Here is a 17,238-nt window from a genome sequence, read left to right on the forward strand (position 1 = left end):
TGGATGGCAGGAAAATCGATTTTTGATAAATTATGGGACCGTCATGTCATCACAGGAGAAGAAGGGCAGCCCCAACTCATGTATGTGGACCAGCACTATATTCATGAAGTGACTAGTCCCCAAGCTTTTCAAGGATTACGAGATGCAGGCCGCAGATTGAGACGACCAGACTTGACATTTGGAACCTTTGACCACAATGTACCAACGGTCAACATCTATGATATTCGAGATGTCATTTCCAAGGCTCAAATTGATAAGCTTGCTGAAAATGTTGAGGAGTTTGGGATTGAACATGCTGCCCACGGTTCTGAAAAGCAGGGAATCGTTCACATGGTAGGTCCAGAGACAGGACGGACACAACCAGGAAAATTCATCGTCTGTGGAGACAGCCACACAGCTACCCACGGAGCTTTCGGAGCTATCGCCTTTGGGATTGGGACCAGTGAGGTCGAGCATGTCTTTGCTACCCAGACACTCTGGCAAGTTAAACCCAAGAAAATGCTGGTAGAATTCACTGGTGTTCCTCAAAAAGGAGTTTATTCTAAGGATTACATTCTCGCCTTAATTGCCAAGTACGGCGTTGCCTGTGGTGTTGGCTATGTGGTTGAATATCGTGGAGAAGCCATTGATGCACTGAGCATGGAAGAGAGAATGACCATCTGCAATATGTCCATCGAGTTTGGCTCCAAGATGGGAATCATGAATCCAGACCAGACTACCTATGACTATCTCAAGGGACGGGAATGTGTTCCCGAAGCTTTCGAGGAGGCTGTTGCTGACTGGAAGACGCTTGTCAGCGATGACGATGCTGTTTATGATAAGGTTATCCGGATGGATGTCTCAGACTTGGCTCCTATGGTGACCTGGGGAACCAATCCTGCTATGGGCGTTGACTTTGACAGTAGCTTCCCAGAAATTAAGGATATGAACGATGAACGTGCTTATCATTACATGGACTTGGAGCCTGGTCAAAAGCCAGCGGATATTGAACTAGGTTATATCTTTATCGGGTCTTGTACCAATGCTCGACTCAGTGACTTACAGCTGGCTGCGCGATTTGTCAAAGGGAAGAAAATTGCTCCCAATCTAACAGCAATTGTAGTGCCAGGATCGCGTCCTGTCAAACGAGCTGCGGAGAAGTTGGGCTTGGATAAAGTATTCTTAGACGCTGGCTTTGAGTGGAGAGACCCAGGTTGCTCTATGTGCTTAGGGATGAATCCGGACAAGGTTCCTGATGGGGTTCACTGTGCCTCAACCAGCAACCGTAACTTTGAAGACAGACAGGGATTTGGCGCTAAGACCCATCTTTGCAGTCCAGCTATGGCAGCTGCGGCGGCTATCGCAGGGCGCTTCGTAGATGTTCGGCAAATGCCAGAGGCCCAGTAAGGAGAGGATATGGAGAAATTTACAGTTTATACGGGAACGACCGTTCCTCTCATGAATGATAACATTGACACTGACCAAATCCTCCCCAAGCAGTTTCTCAAGTTAATTGATAAGAAAGGCTTTGGTAAGTACCTCATGTATGCTTGGCGTTATTTGGACGATAAGTATACTGAGGATCCAGACTTTGTCTTTAACCGACCTGAATATCGTAAAGCCAGTATCCTCATCTCAGGGGATAACTTTGGGGCAGGTTCTTCAAGGGAACACGCAGCTTGGGCTCTAGCCGACTATGGTTTTAAGGTCGTGATTGCAGGATCTTTCGGGGACATTCATTACAATAATGAACTCAATAATGGTATGTTGCCTATTGTTCAGCCTAGGGAGGTTAGAGAAAAGCTAGCCCAACTCAAACCGACCGACCAGGTAACTGTAGACTTGGAACAACAAAAAATCATCTCACCAGTTGGAGAATTCACTTTCGAAATTGATAGCGAATGGAAACACAAGCTCTTAAATGGTTTGGATGATATCGGTATTACTTTGCAGTATGAAGATTTGATTGCTGCCTATGAAAAACAACGACCAGCCTACTGGCAGGAATAGAAAAATAGAAAAGGAAATATAGAACTATGACAAAACACATTCAATGGAACGGTACACTTTCACAAGAAGGCTATGACATTTTAAAAGGTGAGGGCGGATGTATCGTTTGCCCTACAAAAGTTGGTTACATTATCATGACGAGCGATAAGGCAGGTCTTGAACGCAAATTTGAAGCTAAAGAGCGTAACCGTAACAAACCAGGTGTTGTACTTTGTGGTAGCATGGACGAGCTACGTGCTTTAGCACAACTCAACCCAGAAATTGAAGCCTTCTACCAAAAACATTGGGACGAAGACATTCTCCTAGGTTGTATCCTTCCTTGGAAACCAGAAGCTTTTGAAAAACTCAAAGCATACGGTGATGGCCGTGAAGAACTCATGACTGACGTTCGTGGTACTAGCTGTTTTGTCATCAAGTTTGGTAAATCTGGTGAACAACTGGCTGCTAAACTTTGGGAAGAAGGTAAAATGGTCTATGCCTCATCAGCCAACCCATCTGGTAAAGGAAACCGTGGTAAGGTGGAAGGTATCGGTCAACGTATCGAAGGAGCAGTGGACCTTGTCATCGAAGCAGACGACTATGTGGCATCCATCCAACCGGACAAAACGATTGAAACTCGCTACGAGCAAGGTGTGATGGTATCAATGGTCGATAAGGACGGCAAACTCATCCCAGAACAAGGAGGAGACCGTTCAATCTCACCAGCGCCAGTTGTTATCCGCAAAGGGCTTGACATTGATAAAATCATGATGCATTTGTCAGATACCTTTAACTCATGGGACTACCGTCAGGGTGAGTATTATTAATATTGAAAAGAAGTCTAGTGTTAAGAAACATTGAAGCTCCTAACACTGGGCTTTTTCTTTGGAAATTCTTTTCTTTTTTAAATAGATATGATATTCTAGGAGTGGACTGTGGTTAGAAGATAATTTAGCAAAAGTCAAATGAATTATCATTAAATATTGTGTTTTGAAATGGAAAAATTTTATGGAGAATATAGTGAACTTTTGGTTAATTGCGATTCCTACGCATAAAGGTATATGGGATGATTTTATAAAAAATAATAAACTTTCTATTGATTTTTCAAATTATAATATTTCAGATTTATTTAAATATAACAATTATCGGGAGCTTCCTGCTGGGGATAAACAAAAGAAGTTTATATGGCAATTTGCACATAAAATTAAAGTTGGCGATATTGTGATAGCTAAGAAAGGAATATCAAAATTTTATGGAATCGGAAAAGTAATTAAATCCTACTATTATGAATCATCAAAAGAAAAGTTCAACCATTCTATTGGTGTAGAATGGTTGAAAATTGGTGAATGGAACATGGGTAATAACACAAACAGACATACAGTGTATTGGGATAGAAATTCAGAACGTATCAATTTATATAAATCCATTCTAAATGGTACATACAGAAAAAATATAGAGAAAGTTGTTATGAATAAAAATATTAACGATTATTTAGATAAATTAAAAAAATCCAAAAACCTCATCCTCCGCGGTGCTCCTGGCACAGGAAAAACTTATCTTGCTAAAGAAATTGCTAAAGAATTAACGGATGGCAACGAAGACCAAATCGGCTTTGTACAGTTTCATCCATCTTATGATTATACGGATTTTGTTGAGGGGTTAAGACCGGTATCAAATGGGGATGGAGCTATTGAGTTTAAGCTAGAGGATGGTATTTTTAAGAAGTTCTGTCAGAGAGCGAAAGAAGCTCAGAAAACTGGAGGACAAGATAATTTTGATGAAGCTTGGGATCTTTATCTTGAGTATGTTAATAGTAGAGATGAAAAAGAATATTTGACAGAATTTTCCTATCTCACAGTAAATAGTCGAAATAATTTTAATATCAATTATGAAACTAAAGCCAAAGGAACTGTCTTAACAAAATCTTATGTTTATGAACTCTATAAAGACAAAAATTATCTGAAAAAGCTCTATTATCGTAACCAAGGAAAAAAAGTCCTTGAAACTTTAAAGAAAAGATTTGGTTTGAAAGACTATATCTCTCCAACAGAGATCAAGACAGACAAGAATTTTATCTTCATCATCGATGAAATCAACCGTGGTGAGATTTCTAAGATTTTTGGTGAACTCTTTTTCTCTATTGACCCTGGCTATCGTGGTGAAAAGGGATGTGTTTCTACTCAGTATGCTAATTTACATGAGACTGATGAGAAATTTTATATCCCTGAAAATGTCTACATTATTGGAACCATGAATGATATTGACCGTTCAGTGGACACCTTTGATTTTGCTATGCGCCGTCGTTTCCGTTTTGTTGAAGTTACTGCTGAAAGCCAAGTTGCTATGTTGGATAAAGAACTAGATATCCATGCAGAAGAAGCAAAACTTCGTCTAAGAAACTTGAATGCTGCTATCGAAAACGTTCAGGAATTAAACAGTCATTATCATATCGGTCCAAGTTATTTCCTTAAATTGAAGGATGTAGACTTTGACTATGAATTCCTCTGGTCTGATTATATTAAACCCCTCCTAGAAGACTACTTGCGGGGTTCTTATGAAGAGTCTGAAACTCTGGCAATATTGAAAAAAGCATTTGATCTGACAAATAAAGAGCAAACAGTTCAGCAAGATACTGGTGATGATAATGCGGATAACTGATAATCAGCATAGAATTGCTAAAGAAGATTTTGTCGCAGAATATCCCAAACTAAGTCAAGCTCTTCTTGATAGAACACTGGATAACCTTTCTATAGAGGACAGTATCTTTATATTCCCAAATGATTTGACTCATTCTCCTGATTTGGATAAGGACCAAAAGATTTTTGAAACTGTCGATCAGGAAATTAAGACTGGAAATGTGATTGGTTTTCTGGGGTGTGGTCAGGAAAAATTGACGATTTCCTCTCGTTTTTCTGATGAAAGTAACGACCATTTTTTGCATTATCTATTGCAGAAAGTTCTAAATATCAATCTGACTAGTTTGGATGTAGCTTTGTCGCGTGAAGATAAGCTCTATCAACTTTTGATGTATCTCTTCCCCAAGTATCTACAAGCTGCAATTCGAAAAGGTCTGTATAAGGAATACCAGCGATTTTCTCATAACGACAGTCATGTAAAAGGAGTGATAGATGTTGGAAATCACCTTAAAAGAAATGTTCCTTTCATGGGAAATGTTGTCTACACAACAAGAGAGTTCACCTATGATAATCCCCTCATGCAGTTGATTCGGCATACGATTGAGTACATAAAGAATCAGAAAAGTTTCGGAGTTCTGCTCGATAGTAATCGTGAAAATGTATCTGAAATCGTGCGTGTAACTCCAGCTTATAAACTAGCTGATCGTGCCAAGATTATCAGAATAAATAAAATCAAACCCATCCGACACGCCTATTTCAGAGAGTACAGAAAATTACAGGAACTCTGCTTGATGATTCTGAGTAGAGAAAAGCATGGTCTTGGATCTCAAGCCCAAAAGGTACATGGTATTCTTTTTGATGTTTCCTGGCTTTGGGAAGAGTATGTTTATACCTTGTTGCCAAAAGATTTCATCCATCCACGAAATAAGGATAAGACAGACGGTATTTCAGTATTTTCTAATCGTGAAAGAAAAGTATTTCCAGATTTTTATCATAAAGAGTTAAAAATAGTTTTAGATGCTAAATATAAAGAACTGGAGTTCACTGAAAAAGGAATCAACCGTGAGGACTTATTCCAGCTGATTTCCTATTCTTATATTTTAAAAGCTGAGAAAGGTGGTCTTGTTTTTCCGAGCAAGGACAAGGTTGTTGATAATGAGATAGGAAAGCTAGCAGGTTATGGAGCTTTGTTGAAGAAATTTTCTATCCAAATTCCTCAGAATGCTTCATCTTATAGGGGATTTTCTGAAATGATGGAAAGCTCTGAAGAAATTTTTAAAAAGAATATTGATAAGGAAGTGGGGAGAAACTAGTCTCTCCACTTTTTATATTTAAACCATAAAAACCGAACATTATTGTTTTATAATTGAAATTATTTGACAAAAACTGTACTTTGATTTATAATAAATCAAGGAAACGTCGCAAAAAGGCGTAGGGATGCGCAAGCATAGGTAGGTCATCACAAAAGAAACGAGACATCGATATGTTAAATGAATTTCCGATTTTTGATTACGAAGATATTCAGTTGATCCCTAATAAATGTGTCATTAAAAGCCGTGCAGAAGCGGATACGAGTGTCACACTTGGAAATCACACTTTCAAACTACCTGTTGTACCAGCCAATATGCAGACGATTTTGGATGAGAATGTTGCAGAGCAATTGGCTAAAGGCGGCTACTTCTACATTATGCACCGTTTTGATGAAGCTGGGCGCATTCCTTTTATCAAGCGCATGCACGATCAAGGGCTCATTGCTTCCATTTCTGTCGGTGTCAAGGATTACGAGTACGACTTTGTTAGCCAACTCAAGGCTGATGCTCCTGAGTATATCACGATTGATATTGCTCATGGTCATGCAGATAGCGTGATTTCTATGATTCAGCACATCAAGAAAGAATTGCCGGCTACTTTTGTCATTGCTGGGAATGTGGGAACACCAGAAGCTGTGCGTGAATTGGAAAATGCTGGTGCGGATGCTACCAAGGTTGGAATCGGTCCTGGTAAGGTTTGTATTACCAAGGTCAAGACTGGTTTTGGTACAGGTGGTTGGCAGTTGGCTGCCCTGCGTTGGTGTGCAAAGGCTGCGCGTAAACCGATCATCGCTGATGGTGGGATTCGTACTCATGGTGATATTGCCAAGTCTATCCGTTTCGGTGCTAGCATGGTCATGATTGGTTCCCTATTTGCAGGACATATCGAAAGCCCAGGAAAGACGATTGAAGTCGACGGCGAACAGTTTAAAGAATACTATGGTTCCGCTTCACAATATCAAAAGGGTGCTTATAAAAATGTGGAAGGAAAACGCATCTTACTTCCTGCCAAAGGTCATCTACAAGATACCCTTACTGAGATGGAGCAGGACTTGCAAAGTGCCATTTCCTACGCAGGTGGACGAAAAGTTGCCGACCTCAAACACGTTGATTATGTTATCGTGAAAAACTCTATCTGGAACGGTGATGCATCCCACTAAGAGACACTTAGTCCACCCATAAAAAAACTTGTTATTAGAGCAAATTTCTGTTATAATAAGACAAGTTTCCACCCTTAGTGTAATGGATATCACGTAAGATTCCGGTTCTTGAGATGGGGGTTCGATTCCCTCAGGGTGGATGTAATTAGCCTATGAAAGCCTTTAAATAAGGCTTTTTTTCTTTATATTGTCTCTAAAATTGAAAATCGCCTTCTAAAAAATGCTCAATTCCCCTCTAGTCCCGTTTTAAAGTGACTCAGGGGGCTTTTTTTGATATAATAAGAAGGACCGTTATCAGTTAGAAAGAGGTTGGTATGAAAGAATTACAAACTGTCCTGAAAGACCGTTTTGCAATCGAATTTGCAGATAAAAAGCTACTAGAAACTGCCTTTACTCATACGAGTTATGCCAATGAGCACCGCCTCTTAAAAATTTCACACAATGAGCGCTTGGAATTTTTAGGAGACGCTGTTCTGCAATTATTGATTTCAGAATATCTGTATAAAAAATATCCTAAGAAACCAGAGGGCGATTTGTCCAAGCTCCGTGCCATGATTGTCCGTGAGGAAAGTTTGGCAGGTTTTGCGCGTGATTGCCAGTTTGATCAGTTTATCAAACTAGGAAAAGGGGAAGAAAAGTCTGGTGGGCGCAATCGTGACACCATTCTTGGTGATGCCTTTGAAGCCTTTCTGGGTGCTTTGCTTTTAGACAAGGATGTGGCTAGGGTAAAAGAATTTATCTATCAGGTCATGATTCCCAAGGTTGAAGCAGGTGACTTTGAAATGATTAAGGATTACAAGACACATCTGCAAGAGTTGCTCCAGGTCAATGGAGATGTAGATATTCGCTACCAGGTTATCTCTGAGACGGGGCCTGCTCATGATAAGGTTTTTGATGTAGAAGTTCTGGTTGAGGGCAAGAGTATTGGAAAAGGCCAAGGGCGTTCTAAAAAATTAGCAGAGCAAGAGGCCGCCAAAAATGCAGTTGAGAAGGGGCTGGATTCATGTATTTAAAGGAAATTGAGATTCAGGGATTCAAGTCCTTTGCTGACAAGACTAAGGTAGTCTTTGACCAAGGTGTGACAGCTGTCGTTGGGCCCAATGGATCTGGAAAATCAAATATCACAGAAAGTCTGCGATGGGCCTTGGGAGAGTCCAGTGTCAAGAGCCTTCGTGGTGGCAAGATGCCCGATGTCATTTTTGCTGGGACAGAAAGTCGCAAACCACTCAATTATGCTTCTGTTGTCGTGACCTTGGATAATGAAGATGGCTTCATCAAGGATGCAGGGCAAGTCATTAAGGTAGAACGCCATATCTATCGTAGTGGTGATAGCGAGTATCGAATTGATGGCAAAAAAGTCCGTCTTCGTGATGTACATGACCTTTTCTTGGATACGGGATTGGGACGAGATTCCTTCTCTATTATTTCCCAAGGAAAGGTTGAGGAGATTTTCAACTCCAAGCCTGAAGAACGCCGTGCCATTTTTGAAGAAGCTGCTGGAGTTTTAAAGTACAAAACTCGAAGAAAAGAAACAGAGAGCAAACTGCAACAAACTCAGGACAATCTAGACCGTTTAGAGGATATTATCTATGAGTTAGACAATCAAATCAAGCCCCTTGAAAAACAAGCCGAGAATGCTCGTAAGTTTCTCGACTTGAATGGTCAACGTAAGGCAATTTACTTGGATGTACTGGTTGCCCAAATCAAGGAAAACAAGGCTGAACTAGAGCTGACAGTAGAAGAACTAACTCAGGTTCAGGAACTTTTGACTAGCTATTACCAAAAGCGTCAAGAGTTAGAAGAGGAAAATCAAAGTCTTAAAAAGAAACGCCAAGATCTCCAAGCTCAAATGGCTAAAGACCAAGGAAGTTTGATGGACCTGACGAATCTGATCAGTGATTTAGAGCGAAAATTAGCCCTTTCAAAACTGGAGTCCGAGCAGGTTGCCCTCAATCAACAAGAAGCACAAGCCCGTGTGACTGCTTTGGAAGATAAGAGAAAGACTCTAAGTAAAGAGAAGGCTGAAAAAGAAGCAAATCTGGCACAGTTAGAGGAAGAACTAGCTGAAAATAACAAGGAACTCAATCGTTTAGAGGCAGAAATGCTAGCTTTTTCAGATGATCCTGACCAGATGATTGAGCTCTTGCGCGAACGCTTTGTCGCTCTTTTACAAGAAGAAGCGGATGTCTCAAACCAACTGACCCGCATCGAGAATGAACTAGAGAACAGCCGTCAACTCTCTCAAAAACAAGCAGATCAACTTGAGAAACTGAAAGAACAATTGGCTACAGCTAAAGAGAAAGCAAGTCAGCAAAAGACTGAGCTTGAAACTGCTAAGGAGCAGGTTCAGAAATTATTGGCAGACTACCAAGCTAGTTCCAAGGAACAAGAGGAGCAGAAAGTTTCTTACCAAGCCCAGCAGAGCCAACTCTTTGATCGTCTAGACAGTCTCAAAAACAAGCAGGCTAGAGCCCAGAGTTTAGAAAACATCCTAAGAAATCATAGTAATTTTTATGCGGGTGTTAAGAGTGTTCTTCAAGAAAAAGCCCGTCTTGGTGGGATCATTGGTGCAGTCAGTGAACATTTGACCTTTGATGTGCATTATCAAACTGCCCTAGAGATTGCGCTTGGAGCTAGCAGTCAGCATATCATCGTAGAAGATGAAAACGCGGCAACCAAGGCGATTGATTTCCTAAAACGTAACAGAGCTGGTCGTGCAACCTTTCTTCCATTGACGACGATCAAGGCTCGTACCATTTCTAGTCAGAATCAAGATGCTATCGCAGCAAGTCCAGGATTTCTGGGAATGGCAGATGAGTTGGTGTCGTTTGATAAGAGACTAGAAGCCATTTTCAAGAATTTGCTAGCTACCACGGCTATCTTTGATACTGTAGAACATGCGCGTGCAGCTGCTCGTCAAGTTCGTTATCAGGTTCGCATGGTGACACTGGATGGGACAGAGTTGCGTACAGGTGGTTCCTACGCGGGTGGTGCCAATCGTCAAAACAATAGTATTTTCATCAAGCCAGAGCTGGAACAATTACAAAAAGAAATTGCTGAAGAAGAAGCTGACTTGCGGTCAGAAGAAGCGAGTTTGAAGACCTTGCAAGATGAGATGGCGGTATTGGCAGAAAGATTAGAAGCTATCAAATCTCAAGGTGAGCAAGCTCGTATTCAGGAGCAAGGTTTGTATCTTGCTTATCAACAAACCAATCAGCAAGTGGAAGAGTTAGAAACTCTTTGGAAACTTCAAGAAGAGGAATTAAATCGCCTTACTGAAGGAGATTGGCAAGCGGATAAGGAAAAATGCCAAGAGCGCCTTGCTACTATCGCCAGTGAAAAGCAAAATCTGGAAGCTGAGATTGAAGAGATTAAGTCTAACAAAAACGCTATTCAAGAACGCTATCAAAACTTGCAGGAACAGATTTCTCAAGCACGCTTGCTTAAGTCAGAACTGCAAGGACAAAAGCGGTACGAAGCGACTGATATTGAACGCTTAGGCAAGGAACTGGATAATCTGGATATCGAGCAAGAGGAGATTCAGCGTCTCCTCCAAGAAAAGGTTGATAATCTTGAGAAGGTTGATACGGATTTGTTAAGTCAGCAGGTGGAAGAGGCCAAAACTCAGAAAACAAACCTCCAACAAGGTTTGATTCGCAAGCAGTTTGAGTTGGATGATATCGAAGGTCAGGTGGATGATATTGCTAGCCATTTGGATCAAGCTCGTCATCAAAATGAAGAGTGGATTCGCAAACAAACACGTGCTGAAGCCAAGAAAGAAAAGGTCAGCGAACGCTTGCGCTATCTACAAGCTCAATTAACAGACCAGTACCAGATCAGCTACACTGAGGCTCTAGAAAAAGCACGTGAGTTGGAAAATCTCAATCTGGCAGAGCAAGAAGTTAAAGATCTTGAGAAGGCTATTCGCTCGCTGGGTCCTGTCAACTTGGATGCTATTGAACAGTACGAAGAAGTCCACAATCGTTTGAATTTCCTAAATAGCCAACGAGATGATATTTTGTCTGCGAAAAACCTGCTCCTTGAGACCATCACAGAGATGAATGATGAGGTTAAGGAACGCTTTAAATCAACCTTTGAGGCGATTCGTGAGTCCTTTAAAGTGACCTTTAGACAGATGTTTGGTGGGGGTCAGGCAGACTTGATATTAACTGAGGGCGATCTTTTAACAGCTGGTGTGGAGATTTCTGTTCAACCTCCAGGTAAGAAAATCCAATCTCTCAACCTCATGAGTGGTGGTGAAAAAGCCCTATCAGCTCTGGCTCTTCTCTTCTCAATTATACGAGTTAAGACAATTCCTTTCGTCATCTTGGACGAGGTAGAGGCGGCGCTGGATGAAGCCAATGTTAAACGCTTTGGGGACTATCTCAACCGCTTTGACAAGGATAGTCAGTTTATCGTCGTAACCCACCGTAAGGGGACGATGGCGGCGGCGGACTCTATCTATGGAGTTACCATGCAAGAATCAGGTGTTTCTAAGATTGTTTCGGTTAAATTAAAAGATTTAGAAGAAACAATAGACTAGTTACCAAATGATAGCACCTCTTAGGAGGTGCTATTTTTTAAAACTAAAGCGCTAAATTTTCTCTTAAGGTCAGTTCAGGCGCAGAAAACGACATTTGGGATTTCCTCTTAGCGAAAAGACTTTCTCTATGATATAATAGTTTTATGATTACAACAGTACCTATTAAGAACGAAAAAGACATTGCAGTACCAGGTAATACAGTCCTTGTACTAGGTTATTTTGATGGCATCCACAAGGGGCATCAGAAACTTTTTGAAGTGGCCAGTAAGGCTTCTATGAAGGATTATCTGCCAGTTGTCGTGATGACCTTTACAGAGTCGCCAAAACTTGCCTTGCAACCTTACCAACCTGAGCTTATGCTCCATATCGTCAATCACGAGGAACGGGAGCACAAGATGAAATGGCATGGGGTAGAGGCTCTATTCTTACTTGACTTTAGTAGCAAATTTGCCAATTTAACCGGGCAGGAATTTTTTGATACCTATATCAGGGCTTTAAAACCAGCGATTATTGTAGCAGGATTTGACTATACCTTTGGCTCAGATAAGAAAACTGCGGATGAACTGAAGGACTATTTTGATGGAGAGATCATCATTGTTCCTCCAGTTGAGGATGAAAAGGGCAAGATTAGTTCTACACGGATTCGTCAGGCTATTCTTGATGGAGATGTAAAGGAAGTCAATCAACTGCTCGGCACACCTCTCCCATCTCGTGGGATGGTCGTTCATGGAAATGCCCGTGGGCGCACTATTGGTTATCCAACAGCCAATCTAGTCCTAAGAGACCGAACTTACATGCCAGCTGACGGTGTTTATGTAGTTGATATCGAAGTGCAACGTCAGAGATATCGTGGAATGGCAAGTGTTGGAAAAAATGTTACCTTTGATGGAGAAGAACCACGTTTTGAAGTTAATATTTTCGACTTTTCAGACGATATTTACGGTGAGACAGTCATGGTCTACTGGCTGGACCGTGTCCGCGATATGATCAAATTTGACTCCGTAGAGGAACTGGTTGACCAACTCCAGAAAGACGAAGAGATTGCTCGAAACTGGAAGGATGGAGATTCTGTCATTCAAGGGGCTCAGGTATAGAAAACGTCTGAATAAGCTTATAGAAGGTTTAGTTTATTTGATTGTAGTTTTGAAAGAGTGATATAATTCTTTTTAGTTCCCATAATTCCCTATTTTAGCATCTACTTATGCTCAGAATATAGACGAGGCTTTATTATGCAAACGCAAGAAGAAATGAATGTTCTGGTACCGGAAAAATTAGCAGAAATTGAGCGTGATTATGGTGTCAGAGTTTTATGGGCTATCGAGTCTGGTAGTCGTGCCTGGGGTTTTGAGTCTCCCGATAGTGACTTTGATGTACGATTTATCTACAAACACAAGCAAGATTTTTATCTCCGTTTAAATGAACAGCGTGATGTTATCGAGCTACCAATTGACGATACTTGGGATGTGAGTGGTTGGGATTTAGACAAGACTTTAAAACTCCTTTATAAGTCAAATCCTACACTGTTTGAATGGTTACAGTCACCAATTGTCTATCGACAAACGGATTTTATCGAGCGCATGCGTCATCTTGCCAACCAGTATTTTTCTGAGAAGAAAATGCTCTACCATTACTTGAACACTGCTAGAACTCAAATGAATAAGTATCTTTCAGGAGACAAGGTCAAACCTAAAAAGTATTTCTATGCGCTGCGTCCTATTTTGGCCTGTCGTTGGATTGAAAAATACCATTCTGTTCCTCCAATTTTATTTGACGATTTGGTCAAAGAATTGCTTCCTGATGAGATGAAAGAGCATGTGTTAAGATTGCTTGATATCAAGGTCAAGGGAGCTGAAGGTATGGAAATTGATCCGATAATGCCAATTCAAGATTATATTTTAGCTAACATCCAAGAGTTGGATGCATACGTTCAAAGTGTTAGAGAGGAAAAGAAAGAGTGGAAAGCTCTAAATCAATTTTTCCTTGAAGAATTAGGCCACGACTGAGGTTTTTTATGGGTAAATGGACATGTAAATGTGGGCAAGCAATGAATGACCACCGAGCGCCCGATCCAAATGCTTATTCAGTTTATTCGGATGAGTTGTTTGAAGAAATCATAAATAAAGCTGACGACCATAATAAAATTTCTTATGATGATATTTCTGAAGCGTCATTTTATATGTGGAAGTGCCCTGAGTGTGGCAGTTTCATGGTTTTTGGCGAAGACGGGGATGGAGATCACTTTACTTTTTATGAGCGCCAAGAAGTAGAAAAGGTAGAGCCTCTCTTTGATCCAGATCAAGAGTTAAATCTTGTTGTGGTTGAGTTTCAGGAGGGAGGGAATGGCTATACGTATATCTGTGATGACCCAAATATCCATATAGGACACGCTGTTATTGTCCCAGTCGGGAAGGAAAATACTGAAAAAACTGCTTTAGTTGTACAGAAGTATCATGCCCTACCAAAGGATATCACTTTTCCTGTTGAAAAGTTAAAACGTGTCATTCGTAGGTATTCACATTTCGACCCAATCACTTCGAAAAACGTTTGTAGAAATATAATAAAGCTGGGAAGAATGCTTGATGCTTGCTCTAAAAATGTTAAACCTGCTAATCAGCAATATTATAGTATCAAAACTCCCTTAGGCTATTTCTGGTTAGAATTAAATGGAGTTCCAATTCCAATGAAAATTACGCAGGTTCAAGTCAAAGATACAAAGTACCAAGTAGATGTTGCCCTTTATATTAAGCCTTCAGAGATTAACTGTAGAAGATTCTATGAGCTGGAATTATGTGCAGATTTTGATATTGATGCTTCTAGATGGATCGATGTTCTCTCTGATGAAAACGTTTGGGGAAATACTTGGGAACTAAATGGCTTTCAATTTGGTATTACAGCAGGGGAGTCTCCAGAATTTGAAGACGAAGTTGTAGCGAGAAAGTATAGTCGTGTCCCACTTTATTATGACTGGCACCCTGAATTTGAAGATTATTATGGCTTCAGTTTAGCTTGGAAAAAATACGAGTCTGATAGCGATTTGTCAATAGATTTCTATACAACGTAAGAAGCAGGAGGATATGTATGAATCAAGCATGGGATTTATTGTTTGAGGGTAAGATTAATGAGGCTAAAAAAATAGTTGAAGCTGATTTTTTATTGGAAACTTGCACAGATTTTAGTTTGTTAAATTTGATGGGGTATATTTATCTTGAAGAGCAAAAATACAACGAGTGCTTAAGTATCTATCAGCGTTACATTGACTTAGCACGAACTAAAAGCGACCCAGAAAATGAACATATAGGCTATCATCAGTTAGCCATGGTTTATCGTGAAATGAATGAATTTCAAACAGCCCTTTTCTATATCGAAAGAGAGCAAAAAGTCATTGAAGAAGCTTTTACAGAGGATACCCTCAAATCTTCTGTTAACAATTATGAGCAAGGTTATTTACGATTAAAGTTAGGAAAAGTAGCAGAAGCATTCATGTATATGGAACAGTCCTTAAAACAAGCTTTGCAAACAGATGATTTGATTGCCCAAGCTTGTGCCTATAGAGGTTTAGGAGAGATTGGTTCGATACAAAATCCTGAAGAATCACATGAAAATTTTTTACAAGCTATCGTTCTTTTTGAAAAGGCAGGCGATCAGATTGGTGCTCAAGAGGTTAGAAAATTGCTAAATAATAAAAAGTAGCCTGAAAAGGCTACTTTTTATTAAAAAACGCGATAGACATAAGGATTTTCTGGTTTATCTACTTTTGTGAAACTCTCAACCTCTAGTGTTGGGAGTTTTTGTTTGAGTTCTTTATGGTAGTGGAGGGTCAGGGTTCCGCTAGCGGTGATCCAAGTATTGTCAGGATACTGGCGTGAGTTCCCCTTTGTCAAGAGTCCATATACACCAGAATCGGCGATACAGTGGATGATTCCAAAGCGAAAGAGGAACTGGCTATCTGGATGGCTAGGATCGTTATAGACAAAGCCTGTAAATTCGATTTTCTTTCCTTCAAACTCTTGAGGGTAGTCATAGAGAACTTCCATGACCTCCATATAGTTTTCATCAGTGATTTGAATGGTTGGTTGGGTGAGGTATTTGTCAGCTGTAGACCTCATTTCCTTTTCATAAGCAGATTTGGAAAAATAGGTGCTGGTATCGGGTTTGAGGTATTGACTGGATGTTCCTTCGCTTGCCTGAATAGCAGTATCGATTCCCTCAGCAAGTGGGAAATGGTATCCCTTAGCAGACACGGTTCTCGAGTCCAAACTTACTGTCGGAAAGGCAACCCCAATCAACAGAGGTAGTGACAGTAAAAGGAGGCTGATTCGTCTAGCTCGACGACTTTCTAAATGGCTGTGAGAGTTGATTTTCTTGATCCAGATATAGAATTGGACCAGAGCCAATAGAAGAGAAAGGAGCATGGAAATATAGACTAGATAGGAATAGTGGAGGTTAATGTAGTGACTGAGCTTGCCAGAAAGCTGCAGATACAGAGTTAGGGCAAAATAACCCAGTAAAATGAAAAATCGCATCATAGCAACACTCCAAACATGTAAGAATAAAGCAAGACAAGCACTGTCACAATACCCATAAATTGCCAGATGAAGCGCACTTTGAGATAGTGTTTCATCATGAGGAGATTTTTGATATCAAGCATGGGGCCTATGATCAGAAAGGCAAGGACTGGCGCTAGGCCGAAGCTTGAGAGGAGAGAAGCTCCGATAAAGGCGTCCGCCTCGCTACAAAGAGAGAGGAGAAAGGCTAGAAACATGAGCAAGAGAATCGCAAGGACTGGACTTGCACTGATAGAGGTCAAGATCCGAGTCGGGACATAGACCTGCACGATAGCCGCAAAGAGACAGCCAAAGACCAAGTAACGCCCCATATCGAAAAACTCATCAATAGCTTGTATAAAGATCTGAAACACTTTTCTAGCGGGACCCAAGTGTGAAAAGTCATGTTCATGGCAAGCGATAGGATTCTCTTTTTGAATGGGTTCCTTCCAGAAAAATCCTAGGAAAATCCCCAGAATCAAAGCAATCACAATAGCTCCCAGAGCTCGCAAGAAGGCAAGTTTTATTGAATTGCCAAAGGCAGAATATGTGGCGAAAAGAACGATAGGATTGATGATGGGAGCAGTCACCAGAAAAGGAACCGCTGTGTAGCTGGGCACTTTCTTTTCCAGAAAACGATTGATAATCGGAACGATACCACATTCGCAAGAAGGAAAGAGAAAGCCAATGAAGGTACCAAAAAAGATCCTCCCCCAACGATTGCGAGGGAGAAACTCATAAACTTTATCAGGTGTGATATAGACCTCAATCAATCCCGAAATGAGACTCCCAATCAAGACAAAAGGAAGGGCTTCAATCATGATGGAGAGAAAAATAGCTCCCGCTTGTAATACACTAGGAGGAAGAGATTGGAAAATCGTCATCTATTTTTTCTTCTCAACTTTTTCTTTTTTATCTTTGTCATCTGGAAAAGTGACTTGTGTTAAGTCAGGAAGTTTTGCGAATTCTTCAAACATCTTGTCCAAGTCATCCGTTTTTGTAAATTTAACAGCCATGGGCCTACCTCTTTTCTACATTCTACCTCTATTATACTATTATTTTCTTGAAAAGGGATTA

The 17,238-nt window shown here is 40.6% G+C and carries 15 protein-coding genes and 1 tRNA gene; 13 read left to right on the forward strand and 3 right to left on the reverse strand.

Annotated features, from left to right (window positions below; genetic code table 11):
• The first annotated feature begins 3 nt into the window (after positions 1-3).
• The 13 genes from leuC to GMD1S_RS00630 all read left to right on the forward strand — a co-directional run bounded on the left by leuC (position 4) and on the right by GMD1S_RS00630 (position 15,307).
• Positions 4-1,386 carry a 3-isopropylmalate dehydratase large subunit gene (gene leuC / locus GMD1S_RS00570; RefSeq protein WP_000907564.1) on the forward strand — a complete coding sequence of 461 codons (1,383 nt, stop codon included), beginning with the start codon at positions 4-6 and terminating at the stop codon, positions 1,384-1,386.
• Positions 1,387-1,395: 9 nt separating this feature from the next.
• The gene (leuD, locus tag GMD1S_RS00575; RefSeq protein ID WP_000410622.1) at positions 1,396-1,989 is read left to right on the forward strand and encodes a 3-isopropylmalate dehydratase small subunit; all 594 of its coding nucleotides are present in this window, start codon (positions 1,396-1,398) and stop codon (positions 1,987-1,989) included.
• A gap of 26 nt (positions 1,990-2,015) precedes the next feature.
• On the forward strand, positions 2,016-2,795 hold the full coding sequence (locus GMD1S_RS00580) for an L-threonylcarbamoyladenylate synthase (protein ID WP_000160511.1): 780 nt from the start codon (positions 2,016-2,018) through the stop codon (positions 2,793-2,795).
• Positions 2,796-2,976: 181 nt separating this feature from the next.
• Positions 2,977-4,626 carry an AAA family ATPase gene (locus GMD1S_RS00585; protein ID WP_000428053.1) on the forward strand — a complete coding sequence of 550 codons (1,650 nt, stop codon included), beginning with the start codon at positions 2,977-2,979 and terminating at the stop codon, positions 4,624-4,626.
• A complete protein-coding gene (locus tag GMD1S_RS00590) occupies positions 4,613-5,917 on the forward strand; it encodes an McrC family protein (RefSeq protein ID WP_001223076.1) in 1,305 nt (434 codons plus the stop codon). The genes GMD1S_RS00585 and GMD1S_RS00590 overlap by 14 nt, the downstream gene beginning before the upstream one ends.
• Positions 5,918-6,087: 170 nt before the next feature.
• On the forward strand, positions 6,088-7,074 hold the full coding sequence (locus tag GMD1S_RS00595) for a GMP reductase (RefSeq protein ID WP_000931160.1): 987 nt from the start codon (positions 6,088-6,090) through the stop codon (positions 7,072-7,074).
• Between the two features lie 68 nt (positions 7,075-7,142).
• Positions 7,143-7,214, forward strand: a tRNA-Arg gene (locus GMD1S_RS00600).
• Positions 7,215-7,388: 174 nt separating this feature from the next.
• Positions 7,389-8,087: a ribonuclease III gene (gene rnc / locus GMD1S_RS00605; protein WP_000661464.1), complete on the forward strand. Its 699-nt coding sequence runs from the start codon at positions 7,389-7,391 to the stop codon at positions 8,085-8,087.
• Positions 8,078-11,617: a chromosome segregation protein SMC gene (gene smc / locus GMD1S_RS00610; protein ID WP_000280909.1), complete on the forward strand. Its 3,540-nt coding sequence runs from the start codon at positions 8,078-8,080 to the stop codon at positions 11,615-11,617. The genes rnc and smc overlap by 10 nt, the downstream gene beginning before the upstream one ends.
• A gap of 143 nt (positions 11,618-11,760) precedes the next feature.
• Positions 11,761-12,711: a bifunctional riboflavin kinase/FAD synthetase gene (locus GMD1S_RS00615; protein WP_000633649.1), complete on the forward strand. Its 951-nt coding sequence runs from the start codon at positions 11,761-11,763 to the stop codon at positions 12,709-12,711.
• A gap of 135 nt (positions 12,712-12,846) precedes the next feature.
• Positions 12,847-13,620: a nucleotidyltransferase domain-containing protein gene (locus GMD1S_RS00620; RefSeq protein ID WP_001194460.1), complete on the forward strand. Its 774-nt coding sequence runs from the start codon at positions 12,847-12,849 to the stop codon at positions 13,618-13,620.
• An 8-nt stretch (positions 13,621-13,628) separates the two neighbouring features.
• Positions 13,629-14,678 carry a hypothetical protein gene (locus GMD1S_RS00625; RefSeq protein ID WP_000521314.1) on the forward strand — a complete coding sequence of 350 codons (1,050 nt, stop codon included), beginning with the start codon at positions 13,629-13,631 and terminating at the stop codon, positions 14,676-14,678.
• A gap of 17 nt (positions 14,679-14,695) precedes the next feature.
• Positions 14,696-15,307 carry a tetratricopeptide repeat protein gene (locus GMD1S_RS00630; RefSeq protein ID WP_001070705.1) on the forward strand — a complete coding sequence of 204 codons (612 nt, stop codon included), beginning with the start codon at positions 14,696-14,698 and terminating at the stop codon, positions 15,305-15,307.
• A gap of 20 nt (positions 15,308-15,327) precedes the next feature.
• Here the strand turns inward: GMD1S_RS00630 and GMD1S_RS00635 are convergent, their stop codons facing one another.
• The 3 genes from GMD1S_RS00635 to GMD1S_RS12660 are packed head-to-tail and all read right to left on the reverse strand — an operon-like array spanning position 15,328 to position 17,177.
• Positions 15,328-16,143, reverse strand: coding sequence for a TIGR03943 family putative permease subunit (locus tag GMD1S_RS00635; protein WP_000984354.1), 816 nt, complete (start codon positions 16,141-16,143; stop codon positions 15,328-15,330).
• The gene (locus GMD1S_RS00640) at positions 16,140-17,045 is read right to left on the reverse strand and encodes a permease (protein ID WP_000151876.1); all 906 of its coding nucleotides are present in this window, start codon (positions 17,043-17,045) and stop codon (positions 16,140-16,142) included. Before GMD1S_RS00640 ends, GMD1S_RS00635 begins: the two co-directional genes overlap by 4 nt.
• Entirely contained in the window at positions 17,046-17,177 is a 132-nt protein-coding gene (locus GMD1S_RS12660; RefSeq protein WP_000268696.1) for an SPJ_0845 family protein, read from the reverse strand.
• Positions 17,178-17,238 lie beyond the last annotated feature (61 nt).

The organism is Streptococcus sp. GMD1S, from assembly GCF_000296875.1.
GTDB lineage: Bacteria > Bacillota > Bacilli > Lactobacillales > Streptococcaceae > Streptococcus.